Genomic DNA, 14,831 nt, shown 5'->3' on the forward strand with positions numbered 1-14,831 from the left:
AGCGTGAAGGCCACTCCCGTCCCCGCCCCCACATCCCTGGAGACCCGTTCATGGCCAGAATCCGCACTCAAGCTCAAGCCTCCGGTCACACCGTCCTGGTGGTGGACGATGATCCCGACCTGCTGAGTACCATCAGCAGACTGCTGCAGGCGGACGGCCACCAGGTGCTGGAGGCGCCGAGCGGCGCCGAGGCCGTGCGGCTGTGCCGTGAACACGACGTGCATCTGATGCTGCTCGACTACTTCATGCCCGGCATGACCGGAGAAGAGGTGGTGCGGCAGGTCCGCACCTTCGACCCGAGGGTGCAGATTGTGCTGCAGACCGGCTACGCTTCCGAGAAGCCGCCGCGCCAGATGCTGCGCGAGCTGGATATCCAGGGCTACCACGACAAGTCCGAAGGCCCCGACAAACTGCTCGTCTGGGTGGACGCCGCGCTCAAGACCTTCCGGCATGTGCGGGCGCTGCACGCCTCGCGCAGCGGGCTGGAGTACATCCTGAACGCCGCGCCGGAGTTGCACCGCCTGCAGCCGCTGGAAGACCTGCTGCGCGGCATCCTGCTTCAGATTCAGGGCATTCTGGGCTTCTCCGGCGCCTGCGTGGCCACCCACGCCCCCAACGGGCTGGTGGCCACGCCCGGCGACGCCGAGTTCATGATCCGGGTCGGCACCGGGCGCTTTGAGTCCAGCCGCTGGCTGACGCTCAATCCGCAGGAGCAGGCGCTGATCCAGGCGGCAGCCAGCAGCGGCCAGAGTCTGCTGGGCGAGCAGACGGTGCTGCCGCTGAAGGTGGGCAGCCGGGTGGTCGGCGTGGCGCTGGTGGACAGCTCGTTTCAGAACGGGGACCTGCACCTCCTGGAACTGTTCGCGGCCCAGGCGGCGGTGGCGATGGAGAACGCGCGGCTGTATGAACTGGCCACCGTGGATGACCTGACCGGGCTGGCCAACAAGCGCGCCTGGCTGGCGCGCCTGGAAGAGACGGTGCAGCTGGCCACCCGCCATGACCTGCCCACCAGTGTGCTGATGCTGGACGTGGACCACTTCAAGCGCATCAACGACACGCACGGCCACCTGGTGGGGGACCGGGTCCTGGCCGCGCTGGGCCAGTGCGTGCGGGGACACCTGCGCCGCTCCGATGTGGCGGGGCGCTACGGGGGTGAGGAGCTGGTGGTGCTGCTGCCGCACACCCCGCCGGCCGGCGCCCACGTGATCGCCGAACGGCTGCGGCGCTCCATTTCGGAGCTGAACTTCCAGGTGGAGCAGCAGGCGGTGCCGGTGCGGGTCAGCGTCGGGGTGGCGAGCCTGCCGTGCCCTGGCCCCTGGGACCAGTCGGCGGCGCTGTCGGAGGACGTGCTGGCGCGCGCCGACCGGGCGCTCTACGTGGCCAAACAGCAGGGCCGCGACCGGGTGGTGCAGGACCAGCTGACGGCTGACGCGGCCCCGGAGTGGGCGTGACCCGCAGCCTGGACCGCCCTGAAGCCGCCTCCCAGCCCCCACAGCTCCAGGCGGTCCTGGAACAGATCGGTGGGGTCGTCTGGACTGCCGATCCGGACACCGGGTCTGTCACCTTCATCAGTCCGCAGATCGAGGTGCTGCTGGGTCACACCGCGGAGTACTGGCTGCGTGCGCCGAGCCTCTGGGAGGACAGCCTGCATCCAGGAGACGCCGGGGTGACGCTGGCCGACATGGAGGCCGGCATCCGGCGTGGCCAGCCGTTCCAGCTGGACTACCGCATGCGGGCCCAGGACGGCCGCACCGTGTGGATCCGTGACTTCGTGACGCCCAACGTATCGGAGGGTCGCCTGGTGAGCATCAGCGGCTTGATGCTCGATATCACCTGGCAGCGCGAGGCCGAAGAGCGGGCGAAGCGTGAGGAGGCGCGGGCCCGCTCGCTGGTGGACAACAGCAGCGACGTGTTCGCTGTGGTAGACCCGGAGGGCCGCTACATCTACGTCAACCCGGCGGTGCAGGCGATCCACGGCATCCGGCCGGAGGAGGTGCTGGGCCGGCAGCTGTTCAGTGCCATTCATCGCGAGGACCTCGCATCGTGCCTCCACGACTTCCAGCGGGTCCTGGCGTCGCCGGACCTGACCGTAACCGGCATCTACCGGCACGTCTCGGGCAACGGGCGCTGGCGCTGGCTGGAAGTGACCAGCACCAACCGGCTGCGCGACCCGAACGTGGGCGGCATCGTGTGCCACTCGCGCGACGTGACCGACCGCAAGCTGGCGGAGCAGGCGCTGGAAGCCAGCGAGGGCCGCTTCCGTTCGCTGGTGCAGAACGCCTCCGACCTGATCACGGTGCTGGACGCGGGCGGGACGATCCTGTACGAGAGCCCGTCCATCCGGGCCGTGCTCGGCTACGAGCCGGACGCCATGGTGGGCCACAGCGTGCTGGAGTACCTGCCGGAGGAGAGTCACACCGAGATCATGGAGATGGTCGCGGCGCTGGTGGCGGGCGGGTTGGGCGCGACAGTGCGGCCCACCTTCCGCTTCCGGGCCGCCAGCGGCGAGTGGCGCTGGCTGGAAGCGCTCAGCACCAACCTGCTGGACGACCCGCACGTGGGCGGCCTGGTGGTCAACTCGCGCGACGTGACCGAGCAGCGGCTGGCCCAGCAGGCGCTGCGGGCCAGCCAGGACCGGCTGCTGTCCAGCGAGAAGCTGGCCAGCCTGGGCCGCCTGACCGCCGGCCTGGCGCACGAAATCAACACGCCGCTGGCCGCCACCATGAACCGCCTGCACGTGGCGCGCGAACTGGTGCAGGAATATCAGCGCTCCATCGGTCACCCGGAGGTGACGCCCGACGATCACCGCGAGATTGCCGGAGAGCTGTGGACCGCGCTGGACGAGGCCGGCAAGACCACCGCCCGCATCGGCGAGTTCATCCGCCAGATGCGTGGCCATACCCGTGACACGGTGAGTGGCGTGGCCGAGTTCGATCCGGCGCGGCTGGCCGGCGACACGCTCGCGATGCTGGCGCACGAGGCGCGGGCCGCACAGGTGGAACTGCACCTGGAGTCGGTGCGCACGGCGCTGACGCTGCGCGGCGAACCCGGACGCTTCACGCAGGTGCTGACCAACCTGGTGATCAACGCGATCCATGCCTGCGAGGAGCGGGCCGGGGTGCGGCGGGTGGACGTGCGCTTCGTGAGCGGCGCCGAGGCCCTGCGGATGGAGGTGCAGGACAACGGCAGCGGCATTCGCCCGGAGGTGCTGCCCCGCATCTTCGATCCGCTGTACACCACCAAGGGGGTCGGCAAGGGCACCGGCCTGGGGCTTTCGATCATCCACGACATCGTGCAGGGGCATTTCGGCGGCAGCATCGAGGTGCAGACGGAGCTGGAGGTCGGCACCACCTTTGCCGTGCTGTTCCGGCCGGCGGCCCGACACTCTTAGAGCGGCTCTCTCACCCGCTCGATCAGGCGGCCCAGGATGTGTTCGCCGTCCACCGACAGCCCGTTGTGCTCGTACTCGCTGGTGAGCCACAGCCGCATGTTGCGGATCTCGGCGGCCGTTTCTTCCGAAAACGCGCGCTCCACATACATGTCGTCGGTATACGCGATGGCCGCCACCGGCACCCGGTTCTGGCGCAGCTGGTGGATGTCATAGAGCCGGGGCCAGCGCTCCTGGGCGAGCAGATGGGCGGCCTCACGGAGCGGCCGCAGCGCCGACGACTCCTCGAACATCCACGGGTACACCATCTCGCCGGTGAAGTACTCCTCCGGAAATTCGGGTGGCTGCACCCGCTCGGCGGCCCAGCCGCTGACCACCCCGTCGGCGTAACAGGCCTCGTGGATCACGGCGTACAGGGGGTTGCGGGCGAAGCCGAAGGCCGCCTCTACCCCATGCAGGAAGGCGGGCGACCCGGCCGGGAAGTCCAGCAGGTAGTGCAGCTGCTCCAGCCCCGCGCCCATGCCCATGCTCTGGCCCACCTGCTGGAACCGCCGCGAGGTCAGGCGGTCGCCGGACGGCAGCCGCACGTCCTCCTGCTGGAGCAGCCGGTGAATGGCCCGGACCTGCTCCAGGTGCTCCGGGTGGCGGGCGTAGAAGCGCCGGTTGCGGTCCATGACCCGCCGGTAGGTGGCGCGGTACACGTCCTCGGTGGGGCGGCCGATGGGTGGCAGGCCGCCGGTGATGAATGCTTCCCGCAGGCCGTCCGGCGCGAACGACAGGTAGGTCGTGACGCAGAAGCCGCCGAAGCTCTGTCCCAGCACGCTCCAGCGCTCCACCCCCAGCGCCTCCCGGATGCGTTCAGCGTCGCGCACGATGCTGTCGGCCCGGAAGTGCCGCAGGTAATCCGCCTGCTGCTGCGGCGTCAGGCCCGGCAGTGTGCCGACCGGCGTGGAGCGGCCAGTGCCGCGCTGGTCCAGCAGCAGCACCCGGTAGTCCCTGAGCGCGCGCTCCAGCCACGCTGGCGGGTTTACCGGGCGCCCCGCCTCGAAGCCGGGACCGCCCTGAAAGTACACCAGGTAGGGGCGCTGCAGGCCGTCCGGGTCGGCCACCTCGCGGGCGAACACCTGCAGCTGCGGACCGTCAGGCTGAGCGTGGTCCAGCGGCAGCTGGAAGTCGTGGTCGGTGATCACCAGGCCGCCCAGGCGATAGGAGAGAGGCATGGCGCCACTCTACCCGGGCCGGGCTCAGGGGATCAGGTACGGCTGGTGCGGGCCAGCGTATCCGGCCGAGTGGGGAGGCGGCGCGGTCTGGAGGCGGACCAGCTCCAGGTGCGCGGGCCTGGCTGAACTCGACCTGCCACTGCCGGCTCCGGGGTCCAGCCGGGGCAGCCAGCCGGTGGCGAGCGTACAGGACAACACTGGCAGGGCGAGGATCAGCGCGGCGGTGCGGGGCAGTGCCTTCATGGTTTCCCTCCTTGATCCGTCGGCGTCCACCGACACCGTCAGGGTAGGCAGCAGGGTGCAGGCGGCACATCGAGAGCATTTGGTAGTCAGGGAGTTGCGGGAGGGGGAAGACTGAGTAGTGCCAGAGCCGCGCCCGCTGCAGTAAGCTGGAGGCACCACTCCGGACGTCCCGGCCGGCTCAGGTGCTGATCCCGCCACTTCCCTCCGATCGGCCCGTCTCGCCCCGGTGGTCGGGGGAACACCATGTCTGAGCGTCAGGTTCAGTCCGCAAGCGTGGGGCTGCCGCTGCCCGCGCGGCCGCTGATCGGCCGGGAGACGGAACTCCGAACCGCCAGCCGGCTGCTCCAGACGCCGGGCGTGCGGCTGTTGACGCTGCGCGGTCCCGGCGGCATTGGTAAGACGCGGCTGGCTGTGGAGCTGGCCCAGCTGCTCGCGCCGGAGTTTGAGGGTGGATCCGTCTGGGTGGGGCTGGCCGCCCTGTCGGACGCGCTGCAGGTGCTGCCAGCGATTGCGAGTGCCCTAGAAGTGCCGACCGCCACGCCGGAAGCGATTGCCGCACACCTGACGGGCCGGCGTATCCTGTTGGTCCTCGACAACGCCGAGCACCTGCCGGCCGCCGCGCCGGACCTGGCCCGCCTGCTGGCCCAGGCACCGGGGCTGAGCCTGCTGGTGACCAGCCGCGCGGCCCTGAACCTGCAGGGCGAGCGTGAACTCCCAGTCGGACCGTTGTCCCTACCCTCCGCACAGCGTACAGCTGAGCAGAGCGGCGCCGTGCAGCTGTTCCTGGAGTGTGCCCGGGCCATCGACCCGCAGCTGAACCTGGACGCCCAGACCCGGCCGCGGATCGAACAGCTGTGTGTCCGGCTGGAAGGCGTGCCGCTGGCGCTGGAACTGGCTGCCGCCCGGCTGCGGGCCGTGTCCCTGGAAGGATTGCTCGGCTGGCTGGACCACCCGCTGGAGGTGCTGACCGGCGGGCCCAGTGACGGCCCGCACCACGGCAGCTCGCTGCGCGGCACCATCCGCTGGAGCTACGACCTGCTGGACCCGCCGCTACAGGCGGTGTTCCGGGCCTGCAGCGTGTTCGTGAACGGCTTCACGCTGCCGGCGCTGGACGCGGTGGCCGGCCACGCTGGCGTCCGGGACGCGATCATCCGGCTGGCCGAGCACAGCCTGCTCCAGCCGGTCAGCGGGAGTCCGGAGCCCAGGTGGAAGCTGCTGGAACCGGTCCGGGAGTTCGGGCGCGAACAGTTGGCCGCTGATCCGGAGGCGGACATGCTGCACGAGCGGCACGCGGCGTATTATCTGGCGCTCGCAGAGCAGGTCGTCAAGGTAGGCGATGAAGCCCCCCTGGAGTGGCACGCCTCCATGACCGCCGAGGACGCCAACCTGCAGGCTGCCCTCGCGTGGTGGGTGGAGCACCAGCAGACCGCCCAGGCCATGCGCCTGATTCTGGCGCTGGGATATCACTGGGGAGGGGAGGCGCCGCTGCTGCAGCTTGGCTGGCTCGAGCGGTCGGCTGCCCTGCCGGACGCTGCTGCCCATCCGGCGCTTCTGGCGGCCGTCCTGAGCGACCTGGGCCAGTGCAGCATGAACGTGCGGCGGTTCGGCCCAGCCAGACCAGCCCTGGAGGCGGCACTGCGGCTGTACCGCGAGCTGAACGACCGCGAGGGTGAGGTCTGCACCCACCTCAGTTACGCGGGCCTGTTGTCCAGTGTCGGTGAGTACGCGGAGGCGCGTCGGCTCTACGATCAGCTGGAAGCCCATTTTGACGAGCACCCGCACGACCTGACCCGCATGGCCGTCATCAACAATACGGGTGTGGCGTGGCTGCGGCAGAATCGGCCGGGCGAGGCGCTGGGTGACTTCGAGCGCGCCTACCAGTTCAGCGTTCAGGAGAACTACGATCTGGGCATCGCGTTTGGCCTGACCATGCGACACTGGGCCAGCTACCTGCTGGGCAGGGGACAAGAAGCGCTGCCGCTGGCGAGCGAGGCCTGGAAGCGGACCCTGCGCCTCCACTACCCGCTGCTGCGCTATACGCTGCCGCATCAGCTGGCCTTTGAGGCCCGTGACGCGGGCCGGCTGACGCTGGCGGCCCAGCTGGTGGGCTGCAGCGAGGCGATGCGGGCCAGGACGAACGCACCCTGGGATGACTGTATTGCGCCTCATGTGCAGCAGCTGGACAACGCCCTTCAGGCGGATCTGGGCGAGGCGTATGCTCGGGAGCGGGCCATCGGAGGCACGCTGAGCCTGGACAACCTGACGCCGCAGGTTCTGGCCTGGCTGGACGAACCGTCCACCACCCGGCCCGCTCCCGCCCCTGGCCTGACAGCCCGCGAGCTGGAGGTGTTGCGGCTGCTGAGCCAGGGCCTCTCGGACAAGCGGATCTCTCAGCTGCTCAAGATCAGCTCCACCACGGTCAGCAAACACGTGTCAAACATGCTGGGCAAGCAGGGATTTCACAACCGCGTGGAACTGGCGCGCTGGGCCACACTCAATCACCTGCCCGGGTGACGCGCTACTGAATTCTGGGGGTGCGGAGCCGAGGCGGCGTGGCCTACCCTGAGGTGTCACCGATCAGGAACTCCGGGGTTGGCCTGCGGAGCCCCCGGACCGGTGTGTCGGGCGAGGGCGGTGCGTCTGGCTGAAGGTCGTTGGCCGTCTCAGGAGGTACAAATGTCTGAGGTCACTGATCCTGTTGTGCTCGACGCCTACTTGCCCAGGACCATCTTCTACAACGATCAGCATCAGCTCGACGGCGCGATGGCTGACGCCCTGCAGGGGCTGGATCACCTGCAGCAGTGGCTTCATGGTGTCCCTGAGTCTGCGTTGCACCAGCCGGTCGCGCCCGGCAAGTGGAGCCCAGCTGAGTACGCCGATCACCTGGTCCGCACCAACCGCATGATCAGGCAGCGGCTCCAGGCCCACCTGGATGGAGAGGCCCATGAACAGGTCGGCTACGGCGCGGTCTACCCGGACGGACGGGTCGTGGCGCACAGCGGGACCGAGCCGGTGCCCGGTCAGAACCGGGAGGTGCTGACCCGCGCCCTGGCCCGCTCGCACTCGGAGGTGATGGAGCTGATCAGCCGCTACGCGGTGGAGGGGCGGCTCACTGAACCCTGCCTGCCCCATCAGTATTTCGGCACCCTGAATGCCGAAGAGACCGCCCAGCTGATCGCCGCCCACTACCGGCGTCATCTGGCCCAGCTGCTCCCGGCTGCCGAACCGCTGTAAGGAGAGCGCACCCTGGCCGTCAGCAAGGTGTGGAGATCAGCCCTGGACGCCGGGTGCCGGGGCGGGAGAATGACAGAACAAGCCCGCCCTAGCGCCAGCGCGGGCGCCGGATGGGGCAGGCTTGCTGAGCGACTCTGACGGGGGCCGCCCCAGTCACTCAGTGGAAGTTGCTGAGCGTCACGCTGGTGTTGCCGAGGGTGAAGGTCAGGCCGCATCCGGCGAGGGCATCGTCCGGCGCGCTGACGTCCGCGCTGGCGCTCACGTCGTTCTGCCCGCCACTGGTCAGGACCGTGATGGCCCGCTCGGTGGTGGCCTGGTCCGCGCTGATGGTGAAGCTGTGGTCGGACAGCGTGTAAGCCGTGCCGCCAAGCGTGGTGCCGCTGCGGGTGGCGGTCACCGTGAGCTTGGGCGTGCCGCTCAGGGTCGCCTGCCCCGCCTGATTGCCCGAATCCCAGACCGAAACCCTGAAGCTGTCCAGGGAGAAGGTGAAGGATGCCGGAGCCACGCATGGACCGCTCAGAGTAGCGCCTGTCATGCTGGCGGTGAGTTTGGCCGCGTGGGGACGCACATTGAAAGGCACGTCCGACGGGAACTGCAGGTCAGGGAACGAGGCGGGCGGAGTGGAGCGGCTGGTGTCGTACTGCGCCGACCCGGTGACGCTCTGCACCTTTAGCACGGACGAGGGCGTCAGCCGTGCGCCGTTGAGGTTCGCGGGATTGGCGATCGTCTGGGACGGCACCAGCGTCCCGACGACGCTTCCACACCCGGCGAGCAGCGGCAGAACGGTCCAGAGCAGGTGGATAGGGCGGAATGGGTGCATGCGGTTCTCCTCGTTCGGTCTCACCATTGGCTCGCTTCATCCCAGGTGACCGGCATTCTGGATGAAGGTCGTCGCCTCCGAGGGACAGGAGACGCCCAGCTTGTCCTGAGTGTCTGAAGGCACCATAGGGCCGCATTTCTGACAGGCCTCTGACTGAACGAGGGCGGGGCTGAGATTCACAGCGGCCGTGCCCCGCACTGTGGGGTGGTCCGGGGTCCAGGGTTCCCTGTGCGCTGGAGGGAACGTTGTGTCGGTCCGCGCCGGGGCGACCGTCAAGACCTTCCCTGACTCACTGGAACGCGTGATCCCTCCCCGGCGGTCTCCCTTCAGTCTGCACCACAGACAACACCATTCCTGAGGTCCATGCCGGTTGCTATGGTGGAGCGGCTACGGAGGCAGCCCATGACCGGACCGCGACCATCCGCCGTGACGCCCAGGCCGTTCAGACGTGTCCTGCGGCCATCCTGGACGCCGTACCTGTTCATCGCACCATTCTTTCTGGTGCTGCTCGGCTTCGGGCTGTTCCCGCTCGCCTTCTCGCTGTACCTGTCCTTCTGTGACTGGAATCCGGTGCGCGGCCTGGGGGCCATCCGCTGGGACGGACTGTGGGCCTACCGCAACGTGTTCACCGACCCGCTGTACTGGCCGGCGTTCTGGCGTTCGGTCACCACCGCGCTGGCAGCCACGGTCCCTCAGCACCTGCTGGCCCTGCCGCTGGCCTTCGGCATCCACCTGGCGTTCCGCCGGGTGCAGGGCGTGCTAGGCACCGTGCTGTTCCTGCCCTACGTCACCTCGCCGGTGGCGGCGGGCGGCGTGCTGGGGGCGCTGTTCCTGTTTGCCTGGCGGCCACTGGAGGCCCTGCTCAGGGTGGTGCTGGCTCCCCTTGGGGTCGAGCTCCCCGCCGACCTGGGCAGCGGCCTGCCGTTTGAGGCGTTCTCGCTGCTCTGGACCACGCTGGGCTGGAACGTGTTGCTGTATCTGATGGGGCTGGGCATCATCCCGCGGAGCCTGTACGAGGCGGCCCAGGTGGACGGGGCCAGCCTGTGGTGGCAGTTCCGGGCCATCTCGCTGCCGCTGCTGCGGCCCATGATCTTCATCGCCTTCACCATCAGCTTCCTGCAGGCGGTGCAGGCGAACACCTGGCAGCCGGCGGCGAACGCAGGGGGGCTGAGCGTGCCGCCCTATATTTTCCGCACCGGCTTCTTCGAGCTCGACTTCGGGCTGGCTGCCGCGCAGACCTGGGTGTTCTTCGGGGGCGTGCTGCTGATCGTGGGGCTGGCGTATGCCCTGCTGGGCCGGAACTTCACCAGCCTGGACGTCTCGGCGGTGGGTGAGCAGGCCGAAGGCCCGCTGCACCTGCCGGCGGCCGCGCTGGTGGCGTTCAAACTGGTGCTGGCCGTGGCGCTGTTCATGGCGACCGTGCCGCTGGCCTCAGTGCTGCTGAACCTCACCCGCACCGCCAACTTCCAGCCGCTGGCGCTCGGGACGGATTTCCAGAACAACTATGACGACCTGCTGCTCCGCGTCCCGCAGTTCTGGCGCACGGTGTGGAACTCCAGCTACGTGAGCAGTCTGGCGGCCCTGGGCGCGGTCCTCACCTCCAGCCTGGCCGGCTTCGCCTTTGCGCTGTTGCCCTTCCGGCACAAGGAGCGGCTGTACGCGGCGGTGCTGGCCCTGATGCTGTTTCCCTCGCTGCTCAACATCATCCCCACCGCCATGTTGATGCAGGTGATCGGCTGGCTCGATCAGGCGCGGGCCATGTGGGTGCCGGCGGCGGCGAGCGCGTTCGGCATCTTCCTGACGCGGCAATACATGGTGACCGCCCTGCCGGCGAGCGTTGTGGAAGCCGCCCGGCTGGACGGGGCCAGCACCTTCACCATCTACCGTCGGCTGGCGTTGCCGCTCGCGGCCCCGGTGCTGGCCACCGTGGGCCTGCTGACCTTCATCGGAACCTGGAACAACAGCATGAACGCGCTGGCTGTCTTCAAGACGCCCGAGACGCAGCTGGTGCTGCAGGCGCTCAGCACCGTCGTGCGACCCGGCGGCGACGGCACAGCGGCCTACCGCTTCGGGCTGGCCCTGGCCACCCTGCCCACCCTGCTGGTCTTCGCCCTCACCGCCCATCAGGTGTCGCGTGGCATGAACCTGGGCCGTTCCAGGTTGACCACAGGGACCCCAGCGGTGGCCGGTGACGGCCACCGCCCCAACGGGAGCGCGATCGGCGGGGCGGATGGGATGCGCGCCATCGCCTGCCTGATGGTCATCGCACACCACCTGGCCCAGCGATTCGATCCGTCCCGGCAACCGGCGGCTCTGCGCGAGCTGCACGCTTTCCTGATCACCGGACAGGTGGGCGTCAGCGCGTTTTTCGTGCTGTCGGGCACGCTGCTCTCGCTGCCCTTCTGGCGGCGCTACCTGAACGGCCAGCCGCGCCCCGACCTGCGCGAGTACGCCAGACGCCGCGCGCTGCGAATCGCCCCGGGGTACTACGCCAGCCTGCTGCTGAGCGTGCTGGTGAGCATTGCCTTTGTTGCGAACGCCGAGCATCCCTGGCTGCGGTTGCTAAGCGCTGCCACCTTCACGTCGGCCTTTCACTATCTGACGTTCTTCCCGGCCGATCTGAACGGCCCGCTGTGGAGCATCGGCTTCGAGGTGGTGTGCTACCTCCTGATGCCGCTGGGCATGCTGGGCCTGTTCGCCCTGCTGCCGCGCCGCTCGGCCGGAGCCGCGTTCGGCTACTGGATCCTGACGCTCGGCGTGGTCATGCTGGCGCACCAATGGACGCTCAACCACCTGGTTCCGGGCGGCGCCGGACGTGGTTGGCAGTACGGCATCGTGGGCGGTGCGAAGTTCTGGATGCCCAACTACAACCCCCTCGGGCTCTACGCGCACTACATCCTGGGGATCCTGGCCGCCGGGGCGATTGCCGTGGGGCAGCGGCGGTGGCGTGCGCACCTGACCTTCGATGCGCTGGGTGTGGCGGGCTTTGCCGGGATGCTGGCACTACTGTGGCAGCTGCGGCACGCGCCTGAGTTCACGCACAGCGTCGGGGAGCAACCGTACTTCTTTCCGTGGCTTCCCGGCCTGGTGGCCCTGACGCTCGCCACGCTGCCCTTCTCACGCTGGGCCCGGTATGCGTTCGACAACCGCTTCTTCCGCTACACCGCCCGGGTTTCGTTCGGCCTGTACATCTGGCACTACCTGATCCTGGAACTGATCCGGCTGCTGCATCAACCGGCCTTCACCTACGCGGGCATCGACTCGCTGCCGGACTTCCTGGCCTTGTCCGCCGCTGCCGTGTGGCTGGCGTACCGCGGTGCCGCGCTCTCGTACCGGCACATCGAGGCGCCGTTCCTGCGGGGGGTGTCCAAGCAGGAACGGCGGGTAGAGCGAAGTGAACCATCCATTGCCCCGGCACCGTCCCGCCTGAACCTGCCCCGCCTGCTGCAGTGGAGCTTGGCGGGACTGCTGCTCGTGTATGCCGGGCATCACGTCTACTTCAGGCAGCCCAGCGGGCGCCAGCTGGCCAGCCTGGTGCAGAACCTGGCGCGCAACCCGGAGTTCCTCCCGGTCAAGTCCAGCGATGGCGCCGGGCTGCGCCGGTACGAATTCACCGCGCTCGGCACCACCGGCATGACCTGGCACAGCCCGAATGACTGGACCATCGAGGTGCTCTCGCCCCGCTTCGCCCTGCACGAACTCGCGCCGGAGGTTCGCAGCCTGGGCATGCGCGGCGACCGCGAACGCTTCGAGATCACGGCTGGCCCCCTGATGGGCCTGACCGTGGACCAGAACCCTCTGGAAGTGCACATCTACAGCGCCGCTCAGCAGCAATAACGCGGTGCGAACCTGCGGTGGCGAGCCGGTGCCCTGCGGCAGATGTGCGCGGAGGGGGCGGGCCAGGAGCTCTCCCGACGCGCCAGCCTGGAAGCAGAACGGGCGCCGGTGAACGGCGGGCGTCAGTCAGCGGGTGGGGCGTGGCCCCTGTCGCCGGGGCACGCAGGTAGCCGGCCAGCGTCAGGAGGGTGGCGAAGATGCCCAGGATGGCCACCGCCGGCGCCAGCCCCGCCACGCCCAGCAGCAGGCCCGCGAGGCTCACCCCGACGGGTCTCAGGCCCTGACCCACCAGAATGCGGGCGCTGTACACCCGTCCGCGGACCGCTTCGGGCGTGAGCCGGGCGAACAGGGTTCCCACCATCACGTTCAGCGGTCCGAAGCACAGGCCCATCATCAGGGCGAGCAGCAGCGCCACCCACAGCGACGGCGCAAACGCCACTCCGACGATGCACAGCGCCGGTCCGACGCAGCCGAGCGTGATCCAGTTCAGCGGGTGCGAGCAGGCCGCGCGGGTCGTCATTGGGGACGCCCGCCAGCCCGCCACCCAGACCTACACGCTGATGCAGCGCACCGCTGCCAGTGGCATGCTGATGGTGCAGGCTGGGAACACGGCCGGTCCGGTGAGTCTGGCCACCGTGCTGAACGGTTCGTTACAGGTCCAGGGCAGCCAGCGCGGTTCCACCACTGGTTTGGCTGGCGGCTCGGTCAGCGCCTCCACCCCTGGTAATTCCGGTACCACGGCCGGCGGTTCAGGCGCTGGCAGCGTCACCACCAGCAACACCCAGCCGGTCAGCGGCTCGGCGGCGGCCAGCAGCTCGCTGGGGGTGTCGGTCGGTGGTGTCAGCCTCGGCATCAGTGGCACGATCGGCGCTGACAGCAGGTAAAAACTCGGAAGAGCTGGGGAAGGACCTTCAAGCCCTTCCCCAGCTCTTCCTGCCTGCCCACTGAAGGGAAGGCGTTCCCACCCCTCAGAAGGGGCATTCACTGCTGGCAGACCAGCCTCGTGATCCAACCGGCTTTGCTCTGCAAGGCACGGTGAGAAACTGTCCCCGCCATCTCTCTACATGCCGAAGGATGTGGGGGGAGCACCAGAACGTTGGAAGGCATATGCCGCCGTGAAGTGATCGTGGGGCCAATCCTCTCTGGAATGCATCTGCGCCTACATGGGAGGTACGGCCCTCATCCGGTGCTGGTACGGTCGGGCCATGACCCCAGAGCAACCGCCTCAGGCAGACGCCGGCCACGGAACGATTCTGGTGATGGGTGCCACTGGCACGGTGGGCGGAGAGATCGCCCGGCAGCTGAGCCGTTCGGGCGTGCAGTTCCGGGTGGGCGTGCGGCGCCCGGAGACGTTTCCTGAGCTGGCCGGTGCTGCGCCGGTGCGCTTCGATGCTGCCGATCCGTCCAGCTATGGGGCGCTGGACGGGGTGGACCGGCTCTTTCTGCTGTGGCCCCCCGGCACCGACGTGCGGCGGGACGTGCTGCCGGTGATTGATCAGGCCGCTGCCCGCGGCGTCCGGCAGGTGGTGTTCCTGTCCATCCTGGGGGCGGAACGGATCCGGGTGGTCCCGCACCGCCGGGTGGAGGAGCATCTGGAACGGTCGGGGCTGGACTGGGTGTTCCTGCGGGCCAGCTACTTCATGCAGAACCTCAGTGGGGTCCACCGCGACGACATCCGCCTGCGCCGCGAGATCTTCCTGCCGGCCGGCGGGGGCCGCACCAGCTTTGTGGACGTGCGCGACGTGGCGGCCGTGGCCGTGCGTGCCCTGCTGACCGGCGAGGGCCAGGCCGCCCATAACCTCACGGGCGGCGAGGCCCTCAGGTATGACGAGGTGGCGAGCATCTTCAGTGTCACGCTCGGGCAGCGGGTGGAGTACACCAACCCCTCGCCGTGGCATTTCGTGCAGCAGAGCCGGGCGCGCGGTGTGGCCACCCCCTTCGCGCTGTTCATGCTGGCCGAGTACACCGTGGCCAGGCTGGGGCTGGCCGGCGAGGTCACCGGTGAGGTGCAGACCCTGCTGGGCCGCCCGCCGATCCGGCTGAGGCAGTTCGCGGAGGACTTCCGGGAAGCGTGGCTGTAACGCCCCGG

11 protein-coding genes are annotated in these 14,831 nt (G+C 69.0%); 7 read left to right on the forward strand and 4 right to left on the reverse strand.

The window, feature by feature from the left end:
• The first annotated feature begins 50 nt into the window (after positions 1-50).
• A complete protein-coding gene (locus ABOD76_RS00685; protein WP_350241065.1) occupies positions 51-1,451 on the forward strand; it encodes a GGDEF domain-containing response regulator in 1,401 nt (466 codons plus the stop codon).
• Positions 1,448-3,391 carry a PAS domain-containing sensor histidine kinase gene (locus tag ABOD76_RS00690; RefSeq protein ID WP_350241067.1) on the forward strand — a complete coding sequence of 648 codons (1,944 nt, stop codon included), beginning with the start codon at positions 1,448-1,450 and terminating at the stop codon, positions 3,389-3,391. Before ABOD76_RS00685 ends, ABOD76_RS00690 begins: the two co-directional genes overlap by 4 nt.
• On the opposite strand, the gene ABOD76_RS00695 is transcribed toward ABOD76_RS00690, so the two are convergent.
• Complete coding sequence (locus tag ABOD76_RS00695; protein WP_350240663.1) at positions 3,388-4,608, reverse strand: alpha/beta fold hydrolase; 1,221 nt, start codon at positions 4,606-4,608, stop codon at positions 3,388-3,390. The two genes, ABOD76_RS00690 and ABOD76_RS00695, sit on opposite strands and share 4 nt — an antisense overlap.
• A 24-nt stretch (positions 4,609-4,632) precedes the next feature.
• Positions 4,633-4,851, reverse strand: a complete 219-nt coding sequence (locus ABOD76_RS00700; protein WP_350240664.1) for a hypothetical protein — start codon at positions 4,849-4,851, stop codon at positions 4,633-4,635.
• A 243-nt stretch (positions 4,852-5,094) separates the two neighbouring features.
• On the opposite strand from ABOD76_RS00700, the gene ABOD76_RS00705 reads away from it, so the two are divergent.
• Entirely contained in the window at positions 5,095-7,365 is a 2,271-nt protein-coding gene (locus ABOD76_RS00705; RefSeq protein WP_350240665.1) for a helix-turn-helix transcriptional regulator, read from the forward strand.
• Between the two features lie 162 nt (positions 7,366-7,527).
• Entirely contained in the window at positions 7,528-8,085 is a 558-nt protein-coding gene (locus tag ABOD76_RS00710; RefSeq protein WP_350240667.1) for a DinB family protein, read from the forward strand.
• Positions 8,086-8,242: 157 nt separating this feature from the next.
• Here ABOD76_RS00710 and ABOD76_RS00715 read toward each other — a convergent pair whose 3' ends face one another.
• A complete protein-coding gene (locus ABOD76_RS00715; protein ID WP_350240668.1) occupies positions 8,243-8,905 on the reverse strand; it encodes a hypothetical protein in 663 nt (220 codons plus the stop codon).
• A gap of 402 nt (positions 8,906-9,307) precedes the next feature.
• Here ABOD76_RS00715 and ABOD76_RS00720 point away from each other — a divergent pair, with 402 nt between their 5' ends.
• Positions 9,308-12,742, forward strand: coding sequence for an acyltransferase family protein (locus ABOD76_RS00720; RefSeq protein ID WP_350240670.1), 3,435 nt, complete (start codon positions 9,308-9,310; stop codon positions 12,740-12,742).
• On the opposite strand, the gene ABOD76_RS00725 is transcribed toward ABOD76_RS00720, so the two are convergent.
• Positions 12,660-13,157: a hypothetical protein gene (locus ABOD76_RS00725; RefSeq protein ID WP_350241084.1), complete on the reverse strand. Its 498-nt coding sequence runs from the start codon at positions 13,155-13,157 to the stop codon at positions 12,660-12,662. The genes ABOD76_RS00720 and ABOD76_RS00725 overlap by 83 nt on opposite strands.
• 145 nt (positions 13,158-13,302) lie before the next feature.
• On the opposite strand from ABOD76_RS00725, the gene ABOD76_RS00730 reads away from it, so the two are divergent.
• Together ABOD76_RS00730 and ABOD76_RS00735 are read left to right on the forward strand one after the other, a co-directional pair.
• Complete coding sequence (locus ABOD76_RS00730) at positions 13,303-13,626, forward strand: hypothetical protein (RefSeq protein WP_350240672.1); 324 nt, start codon at positions 13,303-13,305, stop codon at positions 13,624-13,626.
• A gap of 321 nt (positions 13,627-13,947) precedes the next feature.
• On the forward strand, positions 13,948-14,823 hold the full coding sequence (locus ABOD76_RS00735) for an NAD(P)H-binding protein (protein ID WP_350240673.1): 876 nt from the start codon (positions 13,948-13,950) through the stop codon (positions 14,821-14,823).
• The last annotated feature ends 8 nt before the right edge of the window (positions 14,824-14,831 follow it).

Origin of the sequence: Deinococcus sonorensis KR-87, assembly GCF_040256395.1 — a bacterium.
GTDB classification, from domain to species: domain Bacteria; phylum Deinococcota; class Deinococci; order Deinococcales; family Deinococcaceae; genus Deinococcus; species Deinococcus sonorensis.

Excerpts from the sequence above, each read along its gene's own strand:
- ABOD76_RS00715 (WP_350240668.1), bottom strand. The coding sequence starts at position 8,905 with ATGCACCCATTCCGCCCTATCCACCTGCTCTGGACCGTTCTGCCGCTG.
- ABOD76_RS00710 (WP_350240667.1), top strand. The coding sequence starts at position 7,528 with ATGTCTGAGGTCACTGATCCTGTTGTGCTCGACGCCTACTTGCCCAGG.
- ABOD76_RS00700 (WP_350240664.1), bottom strand. The coding sequence starts at position 4,851 with ATGAAGGCACTGCCCCGCACCGCCGCGCTGATCCTCGCCCTGCCAGTG.
- ABOD76_RS00730 (WP_350240672.1), top strand. The coding sequence starts at position 13,303 with ATGCAGCGCACCGCTGCCAGTGGCATGCTGATGGTGCAGGCTGGGAAC.
- ABOD76_RS00705 (WP_350240665.1), top strand. The coding sequence starts at position 5,095 with ATGTCTGAGCGTCAGGTTCAGTCCGCAAGCGTGGGGCTGCCGCTGCCC.
- ABOD76_RS00685 (WP_350241065.1), top strand. The coding sequence starts at position 51 with ATGGCCAGAATCCGCACTCAAGCTCAAGCCTCCGGTCACACCGTCCTG.
- ABOD76_RS00695 (WP_350240663.1), bottom strand. The coding sequence starts at position 4,608 with ATGCCTCTCTCCTATCGCCTGGGCGGCCTGGTGATCACCGACCACGAC.
- ABOD76_RS00735 (WP_350240673.1), top strand. The coding sequence starts at position 13,948 with ATGACCCCAGAGCAACCGCCTCAGGCAGACGCCGGCCACGGAACGATT.
- ABOD76_RS00720 (WP_350240670.1), top strand. The coding sequence starts at position 9,308 with ATGACCGGACCGCGACCATCCGCCGTGACGCCCAGGCCGTTCAGACGT.